General features: G+C 49.1%; 27 protein-coding genes. All 27 read right to left on the bottom strand.

Translation table 11 applies throughout. The features are described 5' to 3' along the window. Positions 1-17: 17 nt before the first annotated feature. Positions 18-977, bottom strand: a complete 960-nt coding sequence (locus tag MKX98_RS12025; RefSeq protein ID WP_339223120.1) for an IS30 family transposase — start codon at positions 975-977, stop codon at positions 18-20. 114 nt (positions 978-1,091) lie between these two features. After that, a complete protein-coding gene (locus MKX98_RS12020; protein WP_194541975.1) occupies positions 1,092-1,232 on the bottom strand; it encodes a hypothetical protein in 141 nt (46 codons plus the stop codon). Positions 1,233-1,413: 181 nt separating this feature from the next. Beyond that, positions 1,414-2,529, bottom strand: coding sequence for a hypothetical protein (locus MKX98_RS12015; protein ID WP_194541974.1), 1,116 nt, complete (start codon positions 2,527-2,529; stop codon positions 1,414-1,416). 22 nt (positions 2,530-2,551) lie between these two features. Beyond that, the gene (locus tag MKX98_RS12010) at positions 2,552-3,010 is read right to left on the bottom strand and encodes a hypothetical protein (protein WP_194541973.1); all 459 of its coding nucleotides are present in this window, start codon (positions 3,008-3,010) and stop codon (positions 2,552-2,554) included. Next, positions 3,007-3,660 (bottom strand): RNA polymerase sigma factor, encoded by a 654-nt coding sequence (locus tag MKX98_RS12005; protein WP_339223117.1) that lies wholly within the window; start codon positions 3,658-3,660, stop codon positions 3,007-3,009. Before MKX98_RS12005 ends, MKX98_RS12010 begins: the two co-directional genes overlap by 4 nt. A 71-nt stretch (positions 3,661-3,731) precedes the next feature. After that, positions 3,732-3,962 carry a hypothetical protein gene (locus tag MKX98_RS12000; RefSeq protein ID WP_071218361.1) on the bottom strand — a complete coding sequence of 77 codons (231 nt, stop codon included), beginning with the start codon at positions 3,960-3,962 and terminating at the stop codon, positions 3,732-3,734. A gap of 53 nt (positions 3,963-4,015) precedes the next feature. Beyond that, the gene (locus MKX98_RS11995; RefSeq protein ID WP_339223114.1) at positions 4,016-4,636 is read right to left on the bottom strand and encodes a type II CAAX endopeptidase family protein; all 621 of its coding nucleotides are present in this window, start codon (positions 4,634-4,636) and stop codon (positions 4,016-4,018) included. Between the two features lie 267 nt (positions 4,637-4,903). After that, positions 4,904-5,938, bottom strand: a complete 1,035-nt coding sequence (locus MKX98_RS11990) for a phosphotransferase (RefSeq protein WP_339223112.1) — start codon at positions 5,936-5,938, stop codon at positions 4,904-4,906. Between the two features lie 144 nt (positions 5,939-6,082). After that, positions 6,083-6,352, bottom strand: coding sequence for a CD3324 family protein (locus MKX98_RS11985; protein ID WP_071218363.1), 270 nt, complete (start codon positions 6,350-6,352; stop codon positions 6,083-6,085). 282 nt (positions 6,353-6,634) lie between these two features. Further along, on the bottom strand, positions 6,635-7,291 hold the full coding sequence (locus tag MKX98_RS11980; protein WP_339223110.1) for an HAD family hydrolase: 657 nt from the start codon (positions 7,289-7,291) through the stop codon (positions 6,635-6,637). A 27-nt stretch (positions 7,292-7,318) separates the two neighbouring features. Beyond that, positions 7,319-8,008, bottom strand: a complete 690-nt coding sequence (locus tag MKX98_RS11975) for an HAD family hydrolase (RefSeq protein WP_339223108.1) — start codon at positions 8,006-8,008, stop codon at positions 7,319-7,321. Between the two features lie 143 nt (positions 8,009-8,151). After that, a complete protein-coding gene (locus MKX98_RS11970) occupies positions 8,152-8,901 on the bottom strand; it encodes a DnaD domain-containing protein (RefSeq protein WP_071218366.1) in 750 nt (249 codons plus the stop codon). An 18-nt stretch (positions 8,902-8,919) separates the two neighbouring features. Next, the gene (gene asnS, locus MKX98_RS11965) at positions 8,920-10,215 is read right to left on the bottom strand and encodes an asparagine--tRNA ligase (protein ID WP_194541967.1); all 1,296 of its coding nucleotides are present in this window, start codon (positions 10,213-10,215) and stop codon (positions 8,920-8,922) included. 30 nt (positions 10,216-10,245) lie between these two features. After that, positions 10,246-11,454, bottom strand: a complete 1,209-nt coding sequence (locus tag MKX98_RS11960; RefSeq protein WP_194541966.1) for an acetate kinase — start codon at positions 11,452-11,454, stop codon at positions 10,246-10,248. Next, positions 11,451-12,323, bottom strand: coding sequence for a 3-hydroxyacyl-CoA dehydrogenase NAD-binding domain-containing protein (locus MKX98_RS11955; protein WP_071218369.1), 873 nt, complete (start codon positions 12,321-12,323; stop codon positions 11,451-11,453). Before MKX98_RS11955 ends, MKX98_RS11960 begins: the two co-directional genes overlap by 4 nt. Positions 12,324-12,457: 134 nt before the next feature. After that, positions 12,458-13,960 carry an AAA family ATPase gene (locus MKX98_RS11950; RefSeq protein ID WP_071218370.1) on the bottom strand — a complete coding sequence of 501 codons (1,503 nt, stop codon included), beginning with the start codon at positions 13,958-13,960 and terminating at the stop codon, positions 12,458-12,460. Further along, the gene (locus MKX98_RS11945; protein WP_071218371.1) at positions 13,953-14,486 is read right to left on the bottom strand and encodes a hypothetical protein; all 534 of its coding nucleotides are present in this window, start codon (positions 14,484-14,486) and stop codon (positions 13,953-13,955) included. Before MKX98_RS11945 ends, MKX98_RS11950 begins: the two co-directional genes overlap by 8 nt. Positions 14,487-14,750: 264 nt before the next feature. Further along, complete coding sequence (locus tag MKX98_RS11940; protein WP_194541965.1) at positions 14,751-15,269, bottom strand: DUF5590 domain-containing protein; 519 nt, start codon at positions 15,267-15,269, stop codon at positions 14,751-14,753. 31 nt (positions 15,270-15,300) lie between these two features. Next, positions 15,301-16,602 (bottom strand): amidohydrolase, encoded by a 1,302-nt coding sequence (locus MKX98_RS11935; RefSeq protein WP_220685826.1) that lies wholly within the window; start codon positions 16,600-16,602, stop codon positions 15,301-15,303. After that, complete coding sequence (locus MKX98_RS11930; RefSeq protein ID WP_194541963.1) at positions 16,577-17,242, bottom strand: redox-sensing transcriptional repressor Rex; 666 nt, start codon at positions 17,240-17,242, stop codon at positions 16,577-16,579. Before MKX98_RS11930 ends, MKX98_RS11935 begins: the two co-directional genes overlap by 26 nt. Before the next feature lie 62 nt (positions 17,243-17,304). Further along, positions 17,305-20,181, bottom strand: a complete 2,877-nt coding sequence (gene dinG / locus MKX98_RS11925; RefSeq protein WP_220685827.1) for an ATP-dependent DNA helicase DinG — start codon at positions 20,179-20,181, stop codon at positions 17,305-17,307. A gap of 170 nt (positions 20,182-20,351) precedes the next feature. Then, positions 20,352-20,957 (bottom strand): hypothetical protein, encoded by a 606-nt coding sequence (locus tag MKX98_RS11920; protein ID WP_233354811.1) that lies wholly within the window; start codon positions 20,955-20,957, stop codon positions 20,352-20,354. 144 nt (positions 20,958-21,101) lie between these two features. Further along, positions 21,102-21,485: an aspartate 1-decarboxylase gene (gene panD, locus MKX98_RS11915; protein WP_071218377.1), complete on the bottom strand. Its 384-nt coding sequence runs from the start codon at positions 21,483-21,485 to the stop codon at positions 21,102-21,104. Further along, positions 21,478-22,368 (bottom strand): pantoate--beta-alanine ligase, encoded by an 891-nt coding sequence (panC, locus tag MKX98_RS11910; protein ID WP_194541960.1) that lies wholly within the window; start codon positions 22,366-22,368, stop codon positions 21,478-21,480. Before panC ends, panD begins: the two co-directional genes overlap by 8 nt. Then, entirely contained in the window at positions 22,365-23,252 is an 888-nt protein-coding gene (panB, locus tag MKX98_RS11905) for a 3-methyl-2-oxobutanoate hydroxymethyltransferase (RefSeq protein WP_339223100.1), read from the bottom strand. The genes panC and panB overlap by 4 nt, the downstream gene beginning before the upstream one ends. Before the next feature lie 285 nt (positions 23,253-23,537). Further along, a complete protein-coding gene (locus MKX98_RS11900) occupies positions 23,538-24,527 on the bottom strand; it encodes a biotin--[acetyl-CoA-carboxylase] ligase (protein ID WP_194541958.1) in 990 nt (329 codons plus the stop codon). Beyond that, positions 24,514-25,812 (bottom strand): CCA tRNA nucleotidyltransferase, encoded by a 1,299-nt coding sequence (locus MKX98_RS11895; protein WP_339223098.1) that lies wholly within the window; start codon positions 25,810-25,812, stop codon positions 24,514-24,516. The genes MKX98_RS11900 and MKX98_RS11895 overlap by 14 nt, the downstream gene beginning before the upstream one ends. Positions 25,813-25,826: the final 14 nt, after the last annotated feature.

The raw sequence follows: 25,826 nt of genomic DNA, 5'->3' as shown, positions 1-25,826 counted from the left end.
TTCTTTATGACGGATTGTCAAGCCAAGTGCGACAGCTCTGCCATGAACGATTCGTGAGCAGACTTCCAACCTAGACACTTTCGGGGCCGGAGGTTGATGAGGCGGATAGCATCGGCCAGTTCCTCATCGGTAATTTCAGCGAGATCATGACCCTTTGGAAAAAACTCTCGAAGTAGGCCGTTGCTGTTCTCGTTAGATCCACGTTGCCATGATGAGTAGGGATCAGCGAAATAGACATCCACGCCATGAAAGGTTTCTAGCTGCTTATAGCAGGCGAACTCTTTCCCTCGATCCGCAGTAGCCGTCTGGAATGTCCCTTGGGGGTACTGGCTTGCAACAACGCCAAAGGCCACCTCCATGGAGTGGGCCGTACGGTCAGGCATCTTCACAGCTACGTAGAGCCTTGTTTTACGCTCGATGAATGTAGCGGCACAAGCGCGACTGTTACCACGACTGGAGACTACTGTGTCCAGTTCCCAGTGCCCGAATGATTCTCGTTTACGGATCTCTTTGGGGCGCTGACTAATGGTCTTTCCCACGAGGAAGCGCCCACGTGTCTCAGTGGGCTTACGTCGCTTCCCTTTATGGCGCAGTACCTTTACTTCACCTGCAGCAATGCGCTTCGCATATAACCAGCGGTAGATTGTCTTAAAGCAGACAAAGGGTTTCCCACTCATACGACGTTCTTCGGCGATCTGTTCCGGAGACCAAGTTTGCGCAAGCTTCGCTTCTAATTCCTGGGCCAGCTCCGTAGTAAAACTTCCTGCAGGTCTGCTAAACATTCGGCGTTCGTGGTAAGCCGAATGTGCGCGTTGCGCGGAGTACACGCCATCTGCGTCTACTCCGCGCAACCGTTCTCTAGCAATTGCAGAATGATGCCGTCCTAATTCTTTTCCGATGGCTCGGTTTGACCATCCTAAGCGTAGCAAGATTTCTAGCTGACTGCGTTCGGTTATGTTAAGATGAGTGTAACCCATGGGATGATTCTCCTTGTGTGAATGGTGTGTGGTAACTTCATTCTACACGAATTGTTCCCATGGGCTATTTCTGTTTAGGTGTCGCACTTCATATTACAATCCGTCTTATATAAACTATAGCCGATTCTGCTCATGCTCCGTTAAAGAGATCGAAGGCGCAGGTACCTGATCCGGTGATGCATAAGCATTGAAGATAAACAAACATGTCACAACAAATAGAGCAATATACAACAGGTAATACAGATTCTTGGCCACGATATCTCCCTCCATATCTCGTTCATATCTATTTTTGGTTCTGTGCAGAAGGTCAGAAACCCGATGAGAAGAATGCTGAATATATACCGGGTACGAGCAAGGATAGTCCCCTAGAGAGTGTACCTACTCGCCATTGCCGTTCAGACTTCGATGAATGTTTCCCAAATCATGAATGGACATCTCATTCGTTGTCGGTATCATAATATGAGCGCTCTCCCCTTAACGAATCCTTTTTCGAGCCAGTCATCAGCTTGATTCCTCCTCCGATAAGAAGAACGGCGATAATCGCGGTCTTCAAGTAGGAACGTATGCGGTAATCCAGCTGCAGATGAGGAAAATGTGTATCGATATAAGGCATCACAACACTGCTAAATACGAAATAGATACCGAGTACAAGCAGTCCAAGTCCGAGCCAGCGCTGCTGATTCCCAAGTCCCGAGATGATCGGTCGATCGCGCAGCGGCTCCCTGCCGTAACGGCTTACTTGCTGCAGACCGTCAAAGAATGCATAAAACCAGATCAACGGAATCAAGAACAGGAACAGCGACAGCTTGAGTACATCCAACACATAAATGCTGCCAAGAAATAGGACCATGAGCTGCAGTCCGCGTTTTTGCAATCCCAAATACATTTGACCCGCTCCGGGAAACGCCGATAACAAGGTGGCAAACACTTTACTCCGGCGTCCGCTCTCTCTGCCGCTCTCGAGCTCATCAAACAGCGTGCGATCGATAAGAAATTCTCCAGCTTGCTTACGGTGAACCAGCTGAACCACATCAAACATGCAGTAGAGCCAAATAATAGGCAGCATGCCCAGAAACAGCAGGAATACCGATTCGTGAGTCAAGCCTGTCAAGAACAGCAGAATCGTTCCAAGTCCGAAGAATGCGATCAGGAATGACAACCCTCGCTGCATCAATCCCAGTTGAAAATGCCCCAAACCGGGTATGAAGGACAGCAATATGGTATAAAAGCGTTCTGACTCATCACTCTTTTCCTGACGAATCTCCATCGGACGTCCATATTCATCGTGGATAATCGTTATAGGCGTATACCGGATCAAAGCAATTAGCAGGTCAAGCATGCTGATTCCCCAGATCATTAAGGCTCCGATAATTCCCAGCGCAAAAACCGCGTCGGAAGCCGTCATGATCCCAAGCACAAATCCACCGAACAGGCTTCCGAAGAACAAGAACGGATATAGCAGGGCGCGTCCCTTTCTCCCCCAATAATAATGGCCGAGGCCCGGAAGGATATTTAATATAAAGGCAAACCCTTTACTTTTTTGCGGTTGCACTTGGCATCTTCCTTTCTTTTTCTTATCTGGACAATAGCTGGTCAAGCCAGCCCGTTGTTTTTTCTACCCATTGCTCACTGTAGGAAGGTGTTTCGGATAATGGAACATCATGATTCATTTCGCCGGGAAGAAGTCGGTCAAAAGCCCCGGTGAAGAGAAACAGCATGGTAATGGAGGCGGCAATGGTGTAGTGAACGATCGCGCGTTCGTACCATCGCTTCGGGCGTTCCTGAATCCGCAGAGGTGCTCTATGGGTGTATGGCTTAATTTGTTCGTGTTCCACCACCTGCTGCGTAAAAGCTTCCGGGTCTGACAGGCCAGGGAGTTCGGAATCCAGCTCCGCCAGTACCTGCATGTAGATCTCCAGCACGCTGTCATCCGATAACATGAGCTCTTCATAAGAAGACCGTTCTTCTGCCGAGCCTTCTCCTCTAACATATCGTGCCGTCAGCATCTTAAGCTCGTTATCCTTTACGTTCATTTCCATTCCTCCTCCTTCCAAGATTTCCGAATCCATTGTCTGGCCCGGTATAATTTCGATTCCACCGTCTTGACCGTGACATCCAGCTCGGCTGCAATTTGTTCGTAGTTTTTCTCTTCCAAATAAAAAGCCGTTATAATGGCGCGGTGATTGTCCGGCAATTGTTTAATTTTCTCTCGAAGTTCCTCTCTTCTCTCCTTATGTACGAGCAGAGAAACCACGTCTTCGTCCCGGGAAGGGAGTTTATCCAGCACTTCATCATGTTCGCCATGCAGCTGCTCCGGCGGTTTACGGGAAAGCTTCCTCTTCATATCAATCGCTTTATTTAGCGTGATGCGTGTAATCCAGGTTTTAAAGCCTTCAGATCGGTACTGGGGGAGAGCTTTGTATATTTGAATAAACACTTCCTGCGACGCATCTTCCGCTTCCTTGGCATCCCGCAGGACCGAGTATGCCGTATGGAACACGTGCTGGCTGTAATGGTTCACCAGTTCCCGAAAGGCTTCTTGATCACCTTGCAGGATACGCGTGATTAACGTTTCAGCATCAATAACTCTCCCCTCCTTCCCAAATACATAGACGTCAGCTCTGAAAGCTGCCCCTGCACTTTTTTCAAAAAAATTTTTGATAATATAAAACAAGACCAACATTGCTCGTCCCATAGTCTGCCCATACCGGTCAAAACAAAAAAAGAACGTCTATCGACGCCCTTCTTAGGAAGTTAATACGATCCTCTCAGCAATTTCGCCAATCCCCGGATGGTCCACTCCGAACAAACCGCGGATACAGGTATTAATACCACGATAATAACAAATAGGACAAGAACATCGCTTTCGGGCACATCCCACGGAATCCAGGAGTTCCATGCGTAACGCAGCAACATGAACCCAAGGATAAAATAAATGACAACCAAACATGCAAAAAATAAATTCATTTGCCATGATCGCTTCATACGCTTTATCATCTCCAAGCAGGCTGAAGTTTTTGCCTTATAATTCGATTGATTTACAGGATCATGCCGCTAAGAACAAATAAAACATTCATCACAAAATGCATAACCATCACGGGAATCAACCCTTTGGAACGAATAGCCACGCCACTCATCATGATCCCAAAGATTGAAAACAGCAGACAAACTGGCCATGAAAAACCAAGGTGGTAGTGGTATAAACCAAAGGTAACTCCGGCGATGCCGAGCCCTTTCAGCTCACCAAATCCACTTACAAAATGACTAAGTATGTATCCCCGCCACAGCAGCTCCTCAAGGACGGCATTGATCAGCGCAAATGATAGTGCATAACCGATAAGAACGAGAAAATGCGGCTGTCCCCAGTCAATAAAGAATGAAAAAATGGAACAGACGACAACCAGGAAAATGAGCATGAAACGCCAGATCGGGTCTTGTACCGGGCCTTTGAATATCCATGGAAAATAAATCGTTGTTCCCCATGAACCCGTGGCAAGGTATAACGGTTTTTTCTTCGTTAACATGGCCGCCAGTGCAAAGGGTAATACAAATAATATCAGGCTTAACCTCGATAGGATGATGGCCCAGGCATCGTCCCCCGCTAATCCATGTTTGATGATTTCACCAGAAGAATGATAGAGCATATAACCTATCACCATGATAAGGGCCACGATGGCCGTGTCATTTATTTGAGTCGATATCTTGCGTACGCTTCTTAGCTTGCACAATGTATATATTAACAGGATCAGTCCGATTCCCCACGCCGCGGATAGAAGGAATGATGTCCATTGAACCCATACGATGGTGGCAATCATGATGATCAAGCAGGTGATATGTTCACCTGGGCGGTTCGTAACTTGCAAGCAATTCTCTCCCATTCTGTAACACGTATTATGATATCATGATACCCTTCTATTATGGCCGGATCAACTAGAGATTGGTGCATCGTCTATTTCTATGGGCTCTACCACATTCAGCAGAAACGGGCGTCCGTGCAAATATTCATGAATATAAGCTAGCGCATAGATTTGCTCACCCTTTATACTTTCTGTCTCTCTTGGATTGGAGGCATGGTGGCTATAATTCTCCATCATGATCATGATGAAAAAACACTCCAGAGACTGAAAATAATCCGATCCCAACGATCGTATGCTTTCATATCCTTGAAGCACTTTAAATCTTTGGTACGGAACAAGTGATAACATAACCGCCGCCAGATCGTAAAGAAAAAAACCGTAGCCACATCTACCAAAATAAATCGGATGAGGAACTTCCCCTTCAAATACTACATTCCCCAAATGTAAATCGGCATGAATGAGACCGTAGTTGCAATCATCAGCCTTCATATGATCAAGCTGGGATATAACTTTTTCAGCTGCGAGTTGATACAGTGACCATGAGACTTCCGACAAAAAAGTTCCCGCATATCGTTCCAGCTTGGCGAGCGCTTCTTTATAACTGTTCATCCCCCATACGGGCTTACGAAGATCAGAAGAACTTTTGAAGTCAAGTGCAGTTTCATGCATTCTGGCCATCAAGACACCTACCTGATAAGCTTGATCTTCTGTAAGTGCTTCATGGGCATGCACACCCTCCACCCATTTCATCACGGTGACATGGGTGAAGGTGAATCCATCCTCCGTACCGATTTTCAACCATCTTAACCCACTTGGAGTGGTTATACCTGTCGGCACTTTGATACCTGCTGTAATAAGGGCATCCAGGAATTGAAGCTCTAAGTCTATTTCATGACTGCACCGTCGATCCGAATGGATTCTCAACAAGTATGTTTTATCTAAGCTCGTCCTAACTCGATATGTAATCGTGTCCGAAATACCGATATATTCAATCTCAACCCATCTCAGGTTATATTGCTGAAGTGCCGATATTGCAACCCTTTTAGCTTTATCGAGCAGCGCACATCGTTGTTCTTCTGTTACAAATTGAAAAAAATCATTCATATACTCACCTCTGCTCCATGGTTTGAACGTTCTTGAATGATTATAATTGCTCAGCAACTGTACTTCCTATATAACGGTTGGTTTAAAATGACTTTTATACATAAGAAAAAGCCACATCAGAATCAGTTCCAATGTGACTTTGCATTACTTGTTTTTGGTATATACAATTTTTTTGATGGAATCGCAGGATAAACAAAATTGAGAAGAAAGCTGGTCAATGGTAGCGCCCGACGCAAACAACTGCCGGATCTCCAGGTTTCTTTTTTTCAAATACACCCGGCTTCCCGAGTTTTCTCCCCATTTCTTGCGTAACCCTTCAGGTTTCGGGATATACACCATCCCGCCCTGTACATATTTCTGTACTTCCTTCAACAATTCCTCTGGAAGGATAATATCCGCGTTTATATATTTCATGGTAGCTCTGCTCCTTAAAATTAAAATAAGGTTTTAAGGATGCAAAGTCCATTAGATAAACGGCCTCTCTACACGAGGTAATCAGGCGGTAACTTTCTCATCGCTCCATGCAAACAACCGCCGTTGTTCATCATATAGACTTTGCATAGAGCACATCTGCAATCTTCCCATCATGATCTTACCCCTCCCTTCACAAATTATGACATTCCGACTGGTTATGACCATTATAACCGATGTTAGGCGAAAAATCGAAGGGCTCAGTCTCATCCTGATAAGCCGATATTAAACCGCTAAGCTTGCAAACGACCGAAGCATTTCCTCCACGGTTTTAAAATGATAAGTGGGCTCGCATGCCGCCAGCTCCTCTTCGGAACCATACCCATACCCTGCAGCAATGCTGTGTATCCCGCAGTTTCGCGCTCCAATCAGATCATGCTTCCGGTCTCCAATCATAACGGCTTCCGATGTATGAATCCGGCATGTATCCAGAACGTGCTGAATGATTTCAGTCTTGGCGGACCGGGAACCGTCCAGTTCGCTCCCGCACACCATGGAAAAATAAGCGGTTAGCTGAAAATGCTCAAGGACTGTCTCGGCAAAAACCGTAGGTTTGGAGGTAGCGACATACAAGCGGCGCCCTTGGGATAACAGCAAACCCAATAATTCACGTATTCCACCATACACCTCATTTTCATAAAGGCCGGTGTCCTTATAATATTCACGGTAGCTCAATACGGCGCCCCAAGCCTCGGCTTCACTAAAATGATATTTTTCGGTAAAGGTCGCCTGGAGCGGAGGACCGATAAAACATTCCAGCTCGGATAGATCGTTTACGATAATCCCATGCTGACCGAGTGCATAACTTACGGCTTTCGTAATGCCTTCACGCGGATCAGTCAAGGTGCCATCCAAATCAAATAAAATATGATTGTATCCCATTAGATTATCCTCCTCCATGCATGATTCCTAAGCCAGATCCTTAATCTCCAGGAGATCCCTGATCATATAAGCAGGACGATGATGATCACTTAAAGGGGTACCCCGGCGATTATAATAACAAAAATCAATTCCGGCTCTCGTTGCTCCTTCATAATCATCCGTAAGCGAATCCCCTATGTATAACACCTCGCCTGGACCTACCGCCAATTCCTGCAATGCGAGTTCAAAGATCTGCGGGTCCGGCTTCCAGCACTTCACCTCATCCGAAATGATGAAGGAGTCAAAATAATGAAACAATCCTCCTGTTGTCAGGCGTTTACGCTGTGCTTCGCCAATGCCGTTGGATATGACCCCTAGCGCAAAGTCACCATGCAGATGCTCCAAAATAAGGTCGGCATTAGGCTCCATATGGTTGGAACTGCAAAACAATCCCCAGTAAGTTTCCGATATCTCCCGGAAGTGATTGAACCCCCGCTTCAACCTTAGGAAGGTATCCGTGAAGGAATGCTCCAGCACCTGCCTAATATCGTGATTGTTCTGAATTCGGTTCACCCAATAATTAAAATTAATCGGTCCGAACGTGCTCCAGAATTCCTCCCACGTCAGATCCTCATGCAGCCGGTAGTGCTCCAGTGCTTGCTGCATGCATGTCCTTTCACTCTGACTATAGTCTAATAACGTGTTATCCAGATCAAAAATAATGGCCTTGTATCTCATCTCCAACTCCCCTTCTAGCGTGCTGCACCTATATCCATTCGTTGATCCCGGGAAGTTCTCCTGCTAATCATAGGACTTAAACTGCATGAATTGAACAGATCATGCACACAAAAAAGCACGCCCGTAGCGGACGTGCTTCTGATCTATCTTCCGATATTTCTAAATTTCTGCGTATAGGCTTTGGCATCCTGTGCGGTACGCACCCGGTTGCGGCTCCATTCAAGCAGGATCCGGTCAATGTAGCGGAAATGCAGTTTGCCCGCAAATACCGCTTCTTTCAGAGCCAATAGGATTAACTCGTCCGGATAGCGATCCGCATCAACCCAGCCGGAGATCGTTTCCAGCTCCATGGGCGACAGCGGGCGGCCAAACTCTTTTTCGAAAATGGTGAACAAATTCCGCTCTTCCTTCTCAGGAACAGAATTCCCCGAAACAGCTGATTTGCTGGTAGCAGGGCGGGCATTCAAAAGCGGAGACGCAAACTTGGTTCCTTCAGGGGTCTTTTCCTTGTGCTCTTCAGCCAGGCATGAAGCGAGCTTTTCATACAATCCGTGGAGATTGTAGCGCTCGTAATGAATCCCCTGGGTTTCGTCCACATACTCATCAATCCCGATCAGCCCTACCTTCATCAAGCGCTGCAAGCTGGTAGCGATGAATTCGGTGGGAGCCCCCGTCACTTCCGCAAGCTCCTCCAGCGAAGGAAACGCCTTGAACTCCACCTGCTGATAACCAATCAAATGAATGACCAGCATGGCTTCACGGTCGCTTAAACCAAGTGACCGGTAATGCTTGAGCAAGGCATAAGGAATGATCGCCATTCCTTGACTCATGCCGGCAGCGGCGCCGGCCGTCCACCCATTCACGCCTGTGTCCACGTTACCGTCGTGGTCCATAGACTCACCTCTCACGGCTTACGGGTACAACCGGTACAGAGTACGTGGGAACGGAATCGTTTCACGCACATGGTCCAAACCGCAAATCCAGGCAACGGTACGCTCAAGACCTAGACCGAAGCCGGAATGAGGAACGGTGCCGTATTTACGCAAATCCATATACCATTGATAGGTTTCCATCGACAGATCATGCTCCTTGAAGCGCTCTTCAAGCAGCTGCGGATCGTCGATCCGCTGCGATCCGCCAATAATCTCGCCATAACCTTCCGGAGCGATCATATCCGCACACAGAACGACTTCCGGACGATTCGGATCCGGCTTCATGTAGAAAGCCTTGATTCCCGCCGGGTAATGGGTAATAAAGACCGGCTTGTCATACTTCTCGGCAATGGCCGTTTCATGAGGCGCGCCAAAATCCTCACCCCAAGGAATATCAAAATCTTGCGTATGCAGGAATTCAATGGCCTCATCGTACGTGATCCGCGGGAATGGTGCCTGGATCGCCTCCAGCTTCGAAATATCGCGACCGATCGTTTCAAGCTCCTGGCGGCAGTTTTTAACCACGGACTGCACCACATGACTAATGAACTGCTCCTGTACCTGAAGGCTCTCCTCATGGTCCGTGAAGGCCATCTCAGGCTCAATCATCCAGAACTCGATCAGGTGACGGCGAGTTTTGGACTTCTCGGCACGGAACGTCGGACCGAAAGAGTATACCTTACCGAGCGCCATAGCGGCAGCTTCCATGTATAACTGCCCACTCTGGGTCAAATAAGCATCTTCATCAAAATACTTCGTGTGGAACAGATTCGTTGTACCCTCCGCGGAAGTTGGGGTCAAAATCGGAGGATCCACCAGCGTAAATCCGTTGGAATCAAAGTAATCTTGAACCGCGCGGATAATTTCAGCACGGATTACCATGATCGCACGTTGTTTCTGGGTACGAAGCCACAGATGACGATGGTCCATTAAGTAATCGACGCCATGCTCTTTAGGCGTAATCGGATAGTTTTCCGTAAGATGTATGATTTCAATGCCGGTAACCGTCATCTCGTAACCCGATTGGCTCCGCGGCTCTTCACGTATAACACCCGTCACGTACAACGAGCTTTCCTGTGTCAGGCTTTTCGCGTCATCCCATACTTGTTCGGATACTTCGCTCTTCACAACAACACCCTGGATATATCCGGATCCATCGCGAAGCTGCAGGAATTGAATCTTGCCGCTGGAACGCTTGTTGTTGATCCAGGCGCCGATCGTGACGGTCTCGCCGACATGCTGGTTGACGTTACGAATCACACTTTTGGTGGCCATGCTTAAATCTCTCCCTTATATCACTACTATTTAACGGTTGGAAGCTTGTACGATACGATGCGTATCCCGAGCAATAACCAGTTCTTCGTTGGTAGGGATCACTAGTACCTCGACCTTCGAATTTGCCGCAGAAATACGGCGCGGCTCGCCGGAACGAATGCTGTTCAGCTCCTCATCCAATTCTACTCCGAGATAGGTAAGCTGCTCAAGCACTCTTTGACGAAGAACGACCGAATTCTCGCCGACGCCCGCAGTAAATACAATGACATCCACGCCATTCATGACGGCAGCGTAAGATCCGATGTATTTACGAAGGCGATACTCATACATTTCAAAGGCCAATGTGGAGTTCGGATCGCCTTTTTCCATGCCTTCCGTAATCTCACGCATATCACTGCTGATTCCGGAAATCGCCAGCAAGCCGCTGTGCTTGTTCAGCATGGAGTTCACTTCATTGACGGTCAGCTCTTCCTTATTCATGACAAACGGTACGATTGCAGGGTCCAAATCACCGCTGCGCGTACCCATCATGAGCCCTTCCAGTGGGGTCATCCCCATGGAGGTATCGATGGATTTCCCGCCTTTTACTGCTGTCAGGGAAGCACCGTTACCGATATGGCAGGTTATGATCTTCAGATCCTCCAGCGGCCGGTTCAGAAATTCTGCCGCTGCCTGGCTGACATAGGCGTGGGACGTGCCGTGCGCACCGTAACGACGTACTTTATATTTATTATAAAGTACTCTCGGAATAGCGTACAGGTATGATTTCTCCGGCATCGTCTGATGGAACGCCGTATCAAATACAACGACCTGCGGGACGCCCGGCATATTGGTTTCTGCTGCTTTAATCCCCATCATCGATGCAGGATTGTGAAGCGGAGCCAAATCGAACAAGCGGCGGATTTCCGCTTTGGCGTCACTGTCAACGAGCGCGGATTCTTTAAATGACTCCCCGCCGTGCACGACGCGGTGTCCAACGGCCTGAATGCTGTCGATGGAATCGATCACGCCGTGCTCCTCGTTCGTGAGCATGCCCAGCACTTTGCGGATGGCCGTGGTATGCTCCAGAATTTCGCTGACTTCGGTTACATCCTGTTTTCCCGTCGGCTTATGCGTCAGAATCGAGGAATCCATGCCGATCCGTTCGACCAAGCCCTTTGCCAGCACGGATTCATCCGTCATGTTGTACAGTTGATACTTCAGTGAAGAACTACCTGCATTAATTACGAGAATATTCATACCCGGTCACCATCCTTATCGTACTTGAAAAAGCCTTCTCCGGTTTTAACGCCCAGTTGCCCTGCGCGGACCAGTTTCTTCAAGACAATCGATGGACGGTATTTCAGTTCGCCGTACTCGCGGAACATGCGCTCCAGCGCAGCGAGAATGGAATCCAAACCGAAACGGTCGGCCATCTCAAGCGGTCCATGCTGGAAGTTATATCCGATTCTCATTGCGTCATCGATATCCTCCGCCGAAGCCACGCCCTCTTGCAGCAAGTGCATCGCTTCATTGATCATGAGGGTAATCATGCGGGTTGTAACGAAACCTGGAGACTCATATACCATGATGCCTTTTTTATCCGAAACTTCTTCAACAAAGCGCTTCGTTTCCGTAAACGTATGATCGGAAGTTTTCAGACCGCGGATGATTTCAACAAGGTCTACCTTGGAAACAGGATGAATGAAGTGCATGCCAATAACACGCTCAGGATATTTGGTAGAGCTGGCGAGCTCCGTCAAACTAAGCGTGGATGTATTACTTGCTAATATCACATGGCTCGGACATACTTGATCAAGCTGTGTAAAGACCTCTTTCTTCGCTTCCAAGTCCTCTATAATGGTCTCAATCACCATATCGCAGGTGCTAAGCTCGGCAAAATGAGTTACTTTTTGAATCCGGTTCAGTATCAATTTCTTCTCTGCCTGGGTAATTCCCCACTTCTCCAATTGTTTATCTAGACTGGTCTCGATCATTCGGTATGAATAGTCCAGTTTCTCTGGAGTTTTCTCTACGAGCAGTACGTCAAGACCTTTGGCTGCCAGCATCTCCGCAATGCCCTGCCCCATAGTCCCGCCGCCTACGACGCCGATTTTTTTGAAGTACATGGTTTCTACTCCACCCTTTCCTTATCTCTATACTTTATTGTACCCCATTTGTCGAAAAATACATTTTCAGAGCACAAAGTATAATAATATCTTAGCACGACAAAAAAGTAAAAAAAAATAACCAGCATAACAATTTATGCTGGTAAAAGCGCGTTTTCACGAAATTGACAACGAAATTGTTCCCCCGAGAGAATTTCTTCCTTCAACAGGATATCAAGTGAATTGTCGAATATTGGCCGTTTCTGTTCCAAGAGATTCTTGGTGCGGTTCATTAACTCTTCCAAAATCACATTATTCTCTTTCATTAACTCTTCAGTTGTTACCATGTTCATGTTAACAATGCCCAGCGACGTCAAACCTGACTTCATCATCGTCTCCACGATGTTCAGCGATTGCTCAAAGTCATTGCTTGAGCCTGTGCTTCGGCCTCCGTAAAAGATCTCTTCGGCGGCCGCACCGCCAAGCGCAATCATAATTTGCTCTTCCAGGAAGGTTTTCGTGTATAGATATTGTTCCTCCTGCGGGTTATGACGAACATAACCTAGCGCTTTACCACGCGGGCTGAGTGCAACTTGCTTCACACTGCCGGGACGCACAAGCTCTGCCATAATAGCATGTCCCAATTCATGTATGGCAACGCGCTTCTTCTCTTCCAAATTCGATTCACGGTCGGAACGCTCACCCATCATTACCTTGTCAATCGCCATGGACAAATGACGCTGATGGATAAACTGTTCATTCTCGCGCATCGTGTAAATGGCCGCTTCATTCATGACGCTCTCGAGTTGTGCGCCCGAGAAGCCGTATGCTTCTTCGGCGATTTTCTCCAAGTCGACATCTTCATGCAGCGGCTTATTGCCCGCATGCAGATTCAAAATATGAGTGCGTCCCTTCTTATCCGGCAGATCGACCTGAATGTGACGGTCGAAACGCCCTGGACGCAGCAGTGCGCTATCCAGCATTTCTTTCCGGTTTGTCGCGGCAATTACCAGAATACGAGGAGTATCCTGCGAATAGATGCCATCCATCTCGGTTAGCAGCTGATTCAGCGTCTGGTCGTACTCGCGCTGCTGGCCGCCTTCGCGTTTACCGCCAATGACATCGATCTCATCGATGAAGATAATGGCGTTTTGCTTGTTTTCCTTTGCCGCACGGTTACGGGCATCCTTGAACAAATCCCGGATGCGCCCTGCACCAACACCGACATACATCTCAACAAATTCACTGCCGGATGCAGCGACAAAGATCGAATCGGTGTAATGGGCAGCGGCTTTAGCCATCAACGTCTTCCCTGTTCCCGGAGGCCCGGTGAGAAGAATGCCCTTCAATGGACGAATCCCGAATTTCTTAATGTCTTCATGACGAATCAGAAAATCCAGTGCTTCACGCAGCTCTTGCTTCGCATTATCCTGCCCGCCGATTTCTTCGAACGTCAGCTTGGCAGGTCCGCTCTTTTTCCGCTTCCGCTCATTCGCTGCGCCTACTGCGATGCCGCCCTTCATCTTCGCGATAAACAACAAGCCGCCTACAAGTGCTGCAGCGATGAGCAGGGGCACGATGTTCACGCCGACAAACACAAGGAATACCAGCAAAACCGGAATAAAGCCTAACATGATTTCTTTAGCTAATTTAGGCATGATTCCACACCTCCATGTTGCCAGACTGACGCGGCAAGATTATAAATTTACCAGACTTGCCGTCTGACAAGCTGACATAGACGTTGGTGTCATCAATCGTTGCTTTTGCTTTCAGATTCGGAGACTGGGCAGCAAGCTGCTCGAGCGATGATTGAATATCGGTATACTGCTTATTATCCATCGCTTCAGCGACTGACAGCATCGCCTTCTCCCACCATTGATCCAGTGCTTCCGAGGAATGATCCTCCACCTGGATTTTCAATTCCCGATTGCCAATCACAGACTTGCCTTCCTTCTTAATATGCTGGACTAAGCCTTGCAAATTTGTATCCGGAGCCAAATCAAGATTCAAAGTAACGGTATTCTGTTTAATATCTATATGTGAATCCTTAACGCCGTCATATTGTGACACAACATTGGCCAGCGGATTTTGCAAAGCCATCTGCCGATACAGAAACCATCCGCCAAAGAGAACCGATGCTGAGATCACGACAGTCAGCACGATAGGTACAATGCGTAGTTTCATGAAGTTCCTCCTTCATTTCTGTATGAAATTTTGTCTATCATGTTGCAATACAATAATACATATAACAACGATATATAGGGATGCATGTAGTTTATATGCTCATTTTGTACAAGTATGAGTATATCACATCTTATATACTTTTTCATGCATGTCTGTGAAAATATTTAGAACAGTTTTTCCATATTATTTCTGAATACGCTTACAATTATAGAGAAAATAAGAGAGGAACCCGCGAATATTAAAGGGCCCCTCTCTACTTCTTATTTATTGATTTGGAAGAATAATGTCATTACCGATGGTGTTACCGTCTTGAAAACGATAAAACCGATAACCGCGCTGACCGTTGTGTTCATACTGCAGCTGCCAGGCATACTCGCCCTCATACATTCCAGGCAGCAGCCGCTTAATTTCTGCGCCAGGCAATTCGTTATAAATCTGCTCCCGCATCTGGTCTTCTGACAACCCCGTATTCAACAAAACGGATTGGACAGCGTCGGCACCTTCAACAGGTACGTTGTCATCCGTAAATTTCACCCATACCATACGATCTTGATTGTCCTGATCCTTCCCGCTTATCACCCAATAGTTATTGTCCTCGCCCCACACCGATTTATAGGTCTTCCCGGACGTAACCAATTGGCCATGCTGTTTGGCGGCAGCAATTGCCATTCTTTCTTCATTCCAAGCATCTTTCATCACATATGAATAATAGAGCTGTAAACCAAGCAGTAACAGCAGCACGCCGGATACACTCAGCAATATCCACTTCGTTTTTTTCTTCAAATCCGTCTTCCTCGCTCCCCTTGATTATTCCCTAGAGGGTTGTAAGACGCTCAAAGGCACGCTGCGCTTCCCGGCGGATACGTTCCTCATCGAGAGTGAGACTCGCGCCATTCTTCACTACCTGCTTGCCGTCAACCCATACATGCTCTACATCCTTCGCACTGGCGGAGTAGATAGCATGAGAAATGTAATCCGTCTTCGGAAGGAAGTGCGCCTGATCCGTGTTCAGTGCGATCATATCTGCCTTCATGCCTACCGCAAGCGTACCAATATCCGTAAGGAAGGCTGACTTGGCTCCATATTCTGTACCCATCCGAAGCGCTTCGGATGCTGGAATTGCGGTTGGATCCCCGCTTACTCCTTTATGGATCAGTGCGGCGAGCCGCATCTCTTCAAACATATCCAGATTATTATTGCTGGCAGGTCCATCGGTACCCAAAGACACGGTGACCCCGGCTTTCAGCAGTGCAGGCACGCGAGCGATGCCGCTGGCAAGCTTCAAATTGCTGCCTGGATTATGCGAAACCATAACTTGATGTTTGGCCAGAATTTCGATTTCTTCATCGGTCAGATGGACGGCATGCGCAAGCAGCGTTGGACGGGAGAACATGCCAAGCTTCTCTAGATGGGCAACAGGGCGAAGTCCGTAGTCATTTACGTTCTGAGCTACTTCCGTTTCCGTTTCGGACATATGCGTATGCAAAGGCAGATTCAAATCATGTGACGCTTGCACGAATTTTTCGATGAAATCCGGCGGGCACGTATAGGGTGCATGCGGTGAGATCATCGTCGTAATTCTACCGTCAGCCTGACCATGCCAGTCTTTCGCGAATGCAACCGCCTCTTCCAGCTTCTGCTGCTGCACCTCAGGCGGACATAATCCGATGACACCGCGCGTCAGAACGCCGCGCATGCCTGAGTCCTCTACTACCTTTGCAACCTGATCCATATGATCATACATATCCACAAATGTCGTGGTTCCGCCTTTAATCATCTCCAGCACGGAGAGCGAGGTTCCCCAGTATACATCGTCGGCCGTGAATTTGGCTTCCATCGGCCACATTTTTTCCTGAAGCCATACTTGCAGTGCCAGATCGTCGCCATACCCGCGAAGAAGCGACATGGCCGCATGTCCGTGCGTATTCACCAATCCAGGCAGGAAAAACAGATGGGTTCCGTCGATGATTTCTGTTCCCTCTTGGACAGTCGGCTCTTCTTCACCCAGGTAAGTGATCCGGTCGTTCTCCACGACCATATATCCACGTAACACGGATCTGCCTTCCTCTAGTACCGCAAACGTTCCGTTTTTAACCATCCACTTCGTTGTCGTCATGTGCTGCATCCTCCTTGCCGTTATCCAAATAATAGGCCAAACTCTGCAAATCCGTAGTAAAATCTGCCGTATGGATCCGGATATGGGGTGGAGCTTTCAGGATGGTCGGCGCAAAATTCAGGATAGCCTCGATGCCTGCCGCGATAAGTTGATTCGCTACATTCTGCGCCTCAAAATCCGGAACGGTGATAATCCCGATACGAATGCCGTACTCATGAACCGTCTTCTCCAGTTCCTCCATCGGCTGTACGACCAAATTGTTAATTTTCATACCAACTTTGGGAGAATACGAATCGAAAACCGCCACAATCTTCATATTGTCCTTCAGAAATGCATTGTAATTCGATAATGCATGTCCAAGATTACCGGCCCCAATCAATGCGACATTGATCTTCTGGTCCAGCTTTAGAATCTGGCGAATTTTCTCGATCAGATAAGATACGTCATATCCGATCCCTTTCCGTCCAAAATCACCGAAATACGCTAGGTCCTTACGAATTTGAGCAGGATTGAGGTCCAGTTTCTGCCCCAGTTCCTGGGAGGAAACCGTGGAGACCTCCCTTTTCTGAAGCTCATTCAAATAGCGCAAGTATACAGGTAATCTGCGGACCACGGCTTCCGAAATTTTTTCCGATTTCATGCATGCTCCCCCTAATAATAGGTTAATATCTACATTTGTTTGTGCTCGTTCATGGTTTCACTTTATTCAGCTTGGTTCCCTATGCCTGCCTCTTCCTGCAGCCATTTCGAAATTCGGGGAACGATCCCCTCTGTCGGCATGTGCTCCATCTTCGGTCCAGGCAAGGAATATAAGAAATACTTCCCGTAATAGGATTCAATGACCCGAGTATCGTAAACGATGACAATCCCCTTATCCTGCGCGGTCCGTACCAGTCGGCCAAATCCCTGTTTGAAGCGAATGACCGCTTGCGGAACCGAAAGCTTCATGAACGGGTTCTTCTTCTGCTGCTGCAGAAGCTCGCTCTTGGCTTCGACCAGAGGGTGATTCGGCGGCTGGAACGGCAGCCGGACGATGGCAAGGCAGGTGAGCGCCTCACCGGGTATATCTACTCCTTCCCAGAAGGAGCTGGTGCCCAGCAGAACCGAAGCGCTGCTATCCTGGAATCTCCGGATTAACTTGGTACGGCTGGTTCCGTCCATCCCTTGTCCCAGTACCGTAATATCGCTGGATCCCAGCGCCTCCTTCAAGGGCTCATGCACCTGACGCAGCATGCGGTACGAGGTGAACAGGACAAGCATGCGACCATGCGTTGCGATGGCCGTATCAGCTAATGATTGCACAAGTGTATTCACAAAGAGTGCATCCCCGACCGAGCCCTTCACGCTCGGAAAATCGCGCGGCACAACAAGGAGAGCCTGCTCCCTGTAATTAAACGGGGACGGCAGCAGGACCGTGTTCAGGTTGCCGTTATCTGCCGCTTCCTGAAGACCCAAGTTCTCGATCATGAACTGAAACGATTTGTCCACCGACAAGGTCGCCGATGTCAGGATCACGCTTTGTTTTTTGTCAAAAAACAATTCCTTTAAGTGGGTGCTGACGTCGACAGGCACCGCATAAAGCTGCAGCGATTTGCCGCGGAAGTTGCCGTTCGCCTCCATCCAGTATACCGTGCCCTCATCGTTCAGGGACATGAAGGTCCTCAGGTCCTCGCGGTGTGCCGCCAGGTCCTTAAATAGACCCGATAGGTCTGTTAACAGACTGTCCGCGCTGTAGTCGTCCAAATCTTCCTTCATTTCGGCAATCAGCTTGTCACCCTTGCGAACGACATCGCCCAGCGTCAGATGAATTTGATGCTCCAGCTCGGCCAGCGAATTCCAATCCTTCGGCTTCTTCAGCGGCGATAAGCGAAGCGAGAATTGACCGGCATCCCCCGGAGTCGCGTCTCCGCGCTCCGGAAGCAGTCCGAACAATTGGTCGCTGAGCCGGTCCCAATTCTCTTTGACGGTGATCAGATCCGGATAAATCCGGTCGATGATGGAAGACCACTCGACAGCCTTCTCATGGGACGACGCTTGCAGCAGCTGGCGAAGAGCCGGAAGCTGACCGCTTCGGCTGTCTTTGTACATACGGGTCAACGTATGGACAACCGAAAAATATTTCATCTGCAAGCCTAGGTGCTTGCCCGCAACGTCCTCCAGATGATGCGCTTCATCGATGACGAGACGCTCATAACTCGGAAGCAGCTGGTGATTCGCTTTCACGTCGGTGAACAGCTTCGAATGGTTCGTAATGACAACATCCGCGATGCCCGCCTCATGTTTGGCCCTGTGATAATAGCATTTGCGGAACCATGGGCAGGCACGGCCCAGGCAGGAATCCGAATCGCTGGAGATGGTTTCCCAGAAATCCCCTCCACGGCCGCCAAGGTTCAGCTCCTCATCATCCCCGTTCTCCGTCTGGGTCAACCAAACCAGCATTTGCGCTGCGGTGATCACATCTTCCTTCGGGGAATGAAAATCTCTTCTATTTATTTTATGTTCAAATTTTCTCAAACACAAATAATGGCCTCTTCCCTTGAAAATAGCCGCTTTAAAAGGAAAAGGAACAACCTGGGTGAGCAGGGGAATATCCCGGTCACGCAGCTGTTCTTGAAGGTTGATCGTATGCGTGCTCACCATAACCTTCTGTTCCTGCTTCACGCTTTGATAAATCGACGGCAGCAAATACCCGAGGGATTTGCCTGTTCCCGTGCCGGCTTCGATCAATAAATGTTTATTGTTATCGAGTGCCTGCATCACTTCCTGAAACATCATGTCCTGGGCATCCCTGCTCTCGTAATGAGGCAGCGTTTCCTTTAGACGTTCACGGACATCATTCATGTATTGCTCAAAGCTTACATCAGCCAAGGGATTAGGCTCCGTCTCATCCCTGGCAGGCGTTATATCGTTCCAATCGTCAACGGCCAGGGCAAATTGACGATAGTACGTATGGGTGTCTCCGGCTTGTACTGCCTGGAGCTCCCTGTCGGCACGGATGCCGTCAAAGAACCAGGCCAAGTCGCTGTCCTCGTCGGCAAACAGGTCGCTTAACCGCTGCACGGTAAGCAGAGGAAGCTCATCGATCTCCTCCAGGCATTTCAGCAGCGCATAGGCTGTGGCAAGTGCATCGCTGTCCGCCTGATGCGGACGGTCATGCTCCAGGCCGAAATGAGAGGACACCATCCCAAGCTGATAAGAAGGAAGCGAGGGAAAACATATTTTTAAGAAGTGCATCGTATCTAGAATTCGGCCGCTGAACGGTAAATAGCCGCAGCGATCGAGTGCATTTTGCAAAAAGTTAAAATCAAAAGCGACATTGTGCCCAACCAATACAACATCGTCGAGCATGGGCACGAGTTCCATCATCATTTCTTCCAATGACGGAGCATCCGCTACATCACTGTCGGAAATGCCGGTCAAACCGGTAATAAAAGGAGGGATCGGAATCCCGGGATTGACATAGGTGCCGTATACGCGGGAGATGCTTCGATCCTCTTCGATGATGGCCAGTCCAACCTGAATGATCTCATCTGCTGACTGGTTGCCCGTGGTTTCAAAATCCAATACGGCAAATTTCATTTCGATAAAATCCCTTTCCTCCAGACTAATTAACAGCATACCAGAAGTTGCGGGTTTTGAACATTCCGGGTAAAAAATCCCCGCTCTCCTCCGTTAGCTCCATACGGCAAAAAGCGATACCAAAGTCTCAAGGATGAGCTCTGACATCGCTTCTTGTTTTGGCTTGATTTTTACAGCAAAGAGATCAATTGGCTGCCGTACTGGAGTTCCCCTCGATTCTGCTTGCAGACCTCCAAATTGATAATGGGGTCAGGAAGCGTCGGGTCGCTGTGAATCGCCAGTGCGAAATGCTCCTCGGCCTTCCCTTGCTGTCCATTCAACACCTCGATGCATCCAAGCGCATTGTAAATCATCGCCCGCATCTTTTTGTTGTCTGCCAGGGGCAGGATGGACACCAATACATCGGATGCCGGTATGGTTTGCCCCAAATAAAGATGGGACATCGCAATATACAGCTTGATCAGAAGGCTATCCGGAAATACGGTGGCGGCCGCCTCAAACTGCTGTATGGCCGGCTGGAACATCAACAACTTGTAATAACCTTGACCGCGAATAAATGCATCAAGCTGCAATTCAGGCGCTTCGGTCGGTGGAAAAACAGGAGGCGAGGCGGCACTCTCGCGGAAGATGGCCATCTTCTCTTCAAAATGGAGCCATTCCTCGATAATGCCCTCGCTCATGCTTTTAAGCATGTTCCAGTTTTGTACCAGCGCCTGTTTTTGGGGACCTTGAGCAGAAGGGTAATGCTTCACAATTTCATCTAACATGTTGTTCATTTCAGCGAATACATGTTGAAACATAGCTGCATCCCACCCTTAGCGGAAAAATGAGATCAGTGCGTCGACCTGCACTCATTTTCTGTAGAAGACGGTCTTTTCATCCCTTTAAGGTCCCGACACATTTTGGTTCTTAGGAGTCCTTTAGAGAACCGCGGCGTGAACCTCACGGTATTCCGTGTTTACCGGCTTATTTAATTCGTCAACGATCACGACCGTTGGGGTGTGATTGTCGTATTCCTCTTTGGACATCATGGCGTAAGAAATGATGATGACGTTGTCGCCAGGCTGTACAAGCCTTGCAGCTGCCCCGTTCAGGCAAATCACGCCGCTGCCGCGTTCGCCTTTGATCACGTACGTTTCCAAACGGGCGCCATTGTTATTGTTCACGATTTGAACTTTTTCATTCTCCAGAAGATCTGCAGCCTCCATCAGATCCTCATCAATGGTAATGCTGCCCACATAGTTCAGATTGGCTTCCGTCACCGTTGCGCGGTGGATTTTGGATTTCATCATTGTTCTAAACATGGGATCCCCCTACTTTTGGTTGAAGTAACGCATTGTCAATGAGGCGGGTACGGCCAAATCGTACGGCCAGCGCCATAATGACGGTTCTGCCTTCATCCGCAATGCGATATGAATTTTCCACAGGAACAAGTTCCGGGAAAGTGAGCAATTCTGCATAATCAATGTCTGCGAGCGGGGACCGGGATATATAATCCCGAAGAAACGCACGGATCTCTCCTGCCGTCGTCGCTTGTCCCTGCCGGATTGCCTCCTGAGCCGTCCGTAATGAGCCCGACAGCACAAGTGCCTGTTCCCGCTCTTCCGGCTTCAAATACACGTTGCGCGAGCTTAAAGCGAGGCCGTCAGCTTCGCGAATGATCGGACAAGGCACGATGGTCACGTCCATGTTCAAGTCCTGCACCATTTGCTCAATCACGGCCACCTGCTGGGCATCCTTCATTCCGAAGAAAGCATAGTCAGGTTTTACGATATTAAACAATTTATTAACAACCGTGGTAACACCGTCAAAATGCCCGGGACGGGAGGCCCCGCACAATAATGACGTAATTTCCGATACGGCAATCTTCGTTTTGGTCGGCTGGGGATACATTTCCTGAACCGTGGGAATAAAAACCACATTCACCCCTTCGGATTCCGCCAACGCCAGATCGCGTGCCTCATCCCGAGGGTAGGTCTCATAATCCTCACCCGGTCCGAATTGAATCGGATTGACAAAGATACTGGCGACCACCGTACCTGCCATTTCCCGCGCCTTGCGCATCAGGCTGGCGTGCCCTTCATGCAAATAACCCATCGTAGGCACAAGTCCTACCGGACCACTGCCGGATTCTCGGCGGTCCTTAAGTTCTGATCTTAATTCCGCAATGGTGCGAATCACTTTCATGATGTCGTGCCCACCTTCTCCTTTTGACTCCCATATAATGTGCTTGCCGTTTCGGAAGCTGCATGATTCTCGGCCTTAAAAACATGCTCCTCGGCTGGGAATGAGCGGTCCTTCACTTCCTTCACGTACTGCGTGATGCCTTCACGGATGATGGAACCGACATCGGCGTAGGTTTTCACGAAACGTTTGTCCCGATAAGGGGACGCGTACTTCAATATATCATGGAATACCAGCACCTGACCGTCACAGTAGCGGCCCGCTCCGATGCCAATCGTCGGTATGCTCAGCGCTTTGGATATTTCTGCTGCCGCCTCTTCCGTAACCAGCTCCAATACAATGGCGAATGCTCCAGCCGCTTCAAGTGCCTTCGCATCATTCATGAGCCGCTGCGCGTCTTGGGCATCCTTGCCCTGTATGCGGTAGCCGCCAATCTGATTCACCGACTGAGGCGTCAGCCCGATATGGCCCAGCACCGGTACGCCGGACTGTACAATCCGTTTCACGGTGCCGGCGATTTCTTCTCCGCCTTCCATTTTGACGGCATGCGCATGGCCTTCCTGCATCAATCTCCGCACCCCGCGGAGACTTTCATCAATATCTCCGTGGTAGGTCATAAACGGCATATCCGCTACGATGAACGTTTCTTCCGCCCCACGAGCGACTGCACGGGTATGGTATACCATGTCGTCAAGCGTAACCGGAATGGTGGAGTTATAGCCAAGCACGACATTACCGAGGGAATCGCCTACCAATATCATATCAATATCCGCTTCCTCCGCCAGTTTGGCGGAAGGATAATCATACGCGGTCAGCATGGTGATCGGTACACCCTTCTTCTTCATGTTCTTCATCTTTACGATGTTCAGTGGTTGTTTGCCTGCCATTGTGACACAGCCTCCTTTGTGTAAATAAGTTAGACACAATAAAAAAAACCTTTTAGCACATACTTGCTAAAAAGTCCGAAAGGCAAAAAAGAGTCACTCGCGATCGTCCCTTCTGTCTCGGTCCTTTCGGCTCAGAGCAGAATCCAACGTAACCGGCATAACAGTTATGAAGGTGTTCTAAAAAAATGTTCATTGCCACTTGCTGAAGAGTGCAATTCGCTCATGGCGATACCGCCTCTTGGTCATAGTATAACAAATTTGAGCCACGATTTCACCATGTTTCATTTACCTGGTATCAAAAAGAATTTCACCGGAATATACGGGGATTAGCTCGTCATCATGATTGCGAACCAGCAGCGCGCCGTCCCGGTTAAGTCCTGTGGCAATCCCGCTAAAACGGTCACGGGCCGTCTGCACTTGAACTTCCCTGCCCACCGTGCCGGATAATGCTTCCCAGAGAGAGGCAATAGGCTCGAAGCCCTGCTCGTTGTACAATTCATATAAAACCTCCATCTCCGCCATAATGGACTGAATCAGCCCTGTCCGGTTGACGGTTGCTCCGCCAGCCATGCGAATCGAAGTCGCAACGCCGCGCAGCTCCTCCGGAAAATCCGATTCCTTCAGATTGGCACTGATTCCGATTCCGGCTATGCAGTAGCGCACCCTTTCGTCTTCTGTTGCAGACTCCAGCAGAATGCCGCAAACCTTTTTGCCCTGAAACAGAATGTCGTTTGGCCACTTAATATCGGTCTGCACACCGGCGCACTTCGCAATCGCACGGCATACCGCTACGCCTGTCAATAAGGTCAGCTGCTGGGTTAAATGCAGCGGCTGCTTCGGTCTGAGCACCAGGCTCATCCATATGCCTTTGCCTCTTGGAGAATGGAATTTTCTTCCCATCCTCCCGCGACCGCCTGTCTGCTCTTCCGAAATCACAAGCGTGCCTTCGGTTGCCCCTTCTTCCGCCAATTGACGGGCATCTTCCTGAGTAGATGACGTTTTGTCAAGGAGCTTCAGCGGTTTACCGAAGGTCTGACTGGTCATCCCCGCTGTCAGTTGCTCCACGCTCAGTTTGTCCGGTTCATCGATCATGCGGTAGCCAAGCCGCGGAACGGCCTCAAAATCATATCCCCATTGACGGAGCTTATTGATCTGCTTCCATACGGCTGTCCGGCTGATGGACAATTTACGACTGATCTCTTCTCCGGACAAAAATTGCCCGGAATGCTCCTGGAACATTTTCAGAAGCGTATTGTCTTGATCATAATCCTTCATTCTGAATTACCACCCGCTTTGCTTCTTCAATCAACGATTCCTTATCGTTGTTAATTAAACCTGCCGCCGCTTTCTCCAGCAATTGCCCGAGAAGTTCTCCGAGCCATGGGCCTCCACGCTTGTCCAGCGTTTCAAGCAGTTCGTTTCCGGTGATGGCCAAATCTTTCAAACTCCGAATTCGGAGTTCCCGGAGCCAACCGTCAAGCTGTTCAATTACGCTTAATGAAGCTGAGGCTGCTCCCGTTTGGTTCAAGGCCTTCTGCAGCTGCAACCAGCCTTGAGCTGCCTCGGCTCCGTGGACGAGGACCAGCTTAATCCATAGGTGCCTGTGACTCTCGGCAGCTTCCACTTCCTGCTTTTGCCGATAGGACTCATGAAGCGCTAACAGCTTAACGATGGCTTCCCGCTGCTTATTGGAGAACGTCCACGATCGTAGCAGCTCCTCTGCTTCCTGGGCTGAAATGCCGCAGGCAAGCAGCAGCAGCGCCCAGCGGATCGTAGGTTGCTCCGGCTTGATCCCATTCATGGCTTCTATCGCTTTCATGTCATGTCCGGTATATGGAAAGGGCGCCTTCATTCGGGCGTACAAGCCGCTGCGGACAAACAGCTCCAGTCCGCGCAAGGGGGCCGGACCTGTTAGAATCTTTTCAAATTCACTGCGAATGCGCTCCATCGCAATCCAGCTTAAGGTGTCTCTCTCCGAGAGAATCCCTCTCCAAGTATGCACAGCGATGGAGAACCCGAATACGGAAGCGAAACGGATGCAGCGAACCATACGCAGGGCGTCTTCGCGGAAACGGAGGCGTGCATCGCCCACGCAGCGGATCACCTGCCTGTCAATATCCGCCCGTCCGCCAAACGGATCCACCCAGGAGCCATCAATCCCTCGGGCCATTGCGTTCATCGTAAAATCACGTCGTCGCAAATCCTCCGTTACTTCTTCGACGAAAGCAACCTCCGTTGGATGACGGTGATCCTCATAACCGCTCTCCACGCGATAGGTCGTCACTTCGAAAGACTGGCCTTCCATCAGCACCGTCACGGTCCCATGCTTGATTCCTGTAGGAATAACCTTGGGAAAGATGGAACAGGTGACCTCGGGCAAGGCGGAGGTAGTTATATCCATATCACTGACCCTGCGTCCCATGTATTCATCACGGACACAGCCTCCGACCCAATACGCTTCATGTCCATGCCGAAGCAGAGTCCGGACCACGTCCGCACTCCGCTCAGCCATATCAGGATCCGCGTTGCGCCATCGTATTGAATTAAACATATCTGCCATAGTTTCCCGTTCCT

The organism is Paenibacillus sp. FSL W7-1332, assembly GCF_037969785.1.
Taxonomy (GTDB): Bacteria; Bacillota; Bacilli; order Paenibacillales; family Paenibacillaceae; genus Paenibacillus_AQ.
The sequence above is the reverse complement of the archived record's forward strand: the minus strand, read 5'-3'. Positions and strand labels throughout refer to the sequence as shown.

What these genes read in the sequence shown, in the direction of transcription:
- MKX98_RS12025 (WP_339223120.1), bottom strand. Translation starts at nt 977, where the DNA reads ATGGGTTACACTCATCTTAACATAACCGAACGCAGTCAGCTAGAAATC.
- MKX98_RS12010 (WP_194541973.1), bottom strand. Translation starts at nt 3,010, where the DNA reads ATGAACGTAAAGGATAACGAGCTTAAGATGCTGACGGCACGATATGTT.
- MKX98_RS12005 (WP_339223117.1), bottom strand. Translation starts at nt 3,660, where the DNA reads ATGTTGGTCTTGTTTTATATTATCAAAAATTTTTTTGAAAAAAGTGCA.
- MKX98_RS12000 (WP_071218361.1), bottom strand. Translation starts at nt 3,962, where the DNA reads ATGAAGCGATCATGGCAAATGAATTTATTTTTTGCATGTTTGGTTGTC.
- MKX98_RS11995 (WP_339223114.1), bottom strand. Translation starts at nt 4,636, where the DNA reads ATGGTGATAGGTTATATGCTCTATCATTCTTCTGGTGAAATCATCAAA.
- MKX98_RS11990 (WP_339223112.1), bottom strand. Translation starts at nt 5,938, where the DNA reads ATGAATGATTTTTTTCAATTTGTAACAGAAGAACAACGATGTGCGCTG.
- MKX98_RS11985 (WP_071218363.1), bottom strand. Translation starts at nt 6,352, where the DNA reads ATGAAATATATAAACGCGGATATTATCCTTCCAGAGGAATTGTTGAAG.
- MKX98_RS11980 (WP_339223110.1), bottom strand. Translation starts at nt 7,291, where the DNA reads ATGGGATACAATCATATTTTATTTGATTTGGATGGCACCTTGACTGAT.
- MKX98_RS11975 (WP_339223108.1), bottom strand. Translation starts at nt 8,008, where the DNA reads ATGAGATACAAGGCCATTATTTTTGATCTGGATAACACGTTATTAGAC.
- MKX98_RS11970 (WP_071218366.1), bottom strand. Translation starts at nt 8,901, where the DNA reads ATGGACCACGACGGTAACGTGGACACAGGCGTGAATGGGTGGACGGCC.
- asnS (WP_194541967.1), bottom strand. Translation starts at nt 10,215, where the DNA reads ATGGCCACCAAAAGTGTGATTCGTAACGTCAACCAGCATGTCGGCGAG.
- MKX98_RS11960 (WP_194541966.1), bottom strand. Translation starts at nt 11,454, where the DNA reads ATGAATATTCTCGTAATTAATGCAGGTAGTTCTTCACTGAAGTATCAA.
- MKX98_RS11955 (WP_071218369.1), bottom strand. Translation starts at nt 12,323, where the DNA reads ATGTACTTCAAAAAAATCGGCGTCGTAGGCGGCGGGACTATGGGGCAG.
- MKX98_RS11950 (WP_071218370.1), bottom strand. Translation starts at nt 13,960, where the DNA reads ATGCCTAAATTAGCTAAAGAAATCATGTTAGGCTTTATTCCGGTTTTG.
- MKX98_RS11945 (WP_071218371.1), bottom strand. Translation starts at nt 14,486, where the DNA reads ATGAAACTACGCATTGTACCTATCGTGCTGACTGTCGTGATCTCAGCA.
- MKX98_RS11935 (WP_220685826.1), bottom strand. Translation starts at nt 16,602, where the DNA reads ATGACGACAACGAAGTGGATGGTTAAAAACGGAACGTTTGCGGTACTA.
- MKX98_RS11930 (WP_194541963.1), bottom strand. Translation starts at nt 17,242, where the DNA reads ATGAAATCGGAAAAAATTTCGGAAGCCGTGGTCCGCAGATTACCTGTA.
- dinG (WP_220685827.1), bottom strand. Translation starts at nt 20,181, where the DNA reads ATGAAATTTGCCGTATTGGATTTTGAAACCACGGGCAACCAGTCAGCA.
- MKX98_RS11920 (WP_233354811.1), bottom strand. Translation starts at nt 20,957, where the DNA reads ATGAACAACATGTTAGATGAAATTGTGAAGCATTACCCTTCTGCTCAA.
- panD (WP_071218377.1), bottom strand. Translation starts at nt 21,485, where the DNA reads ATGTTTAGAACAATGATGAAATCCAAAATCCACCGCGCAACGGTGACG.
- panC (WP_194541960.1), bottom strand. Translation starts at nt 22,368, where the DNA reads ATGAAAGTGATTCGCACCATTGCGGAATTAAGATCAGAACTTAAGGAC.
- panB (WP_339223100.1), bottom strand. Translation starts at nt 23,252, where the DNA reads ATGGCAGGCAAACAACCACTGAACATCGTAAAGATGAAGAACATGAAG.
- MKX98_RS11900 (WP_194541958.1), bottom strand. Translation starts at nt 24,527, where the DNA reads ATGAAGGATTATGATCAAGACAATACGCTTCTGAAAATGTTCCAGGAG.
- MKX98_RS11895 (WP_339223098.1), bottom strand. Translation starts at nt 25,812, where the DNA reads ATGGCAGATATGTTTAATTCAATACGATGGCGCAACGCGGATCCTGAT.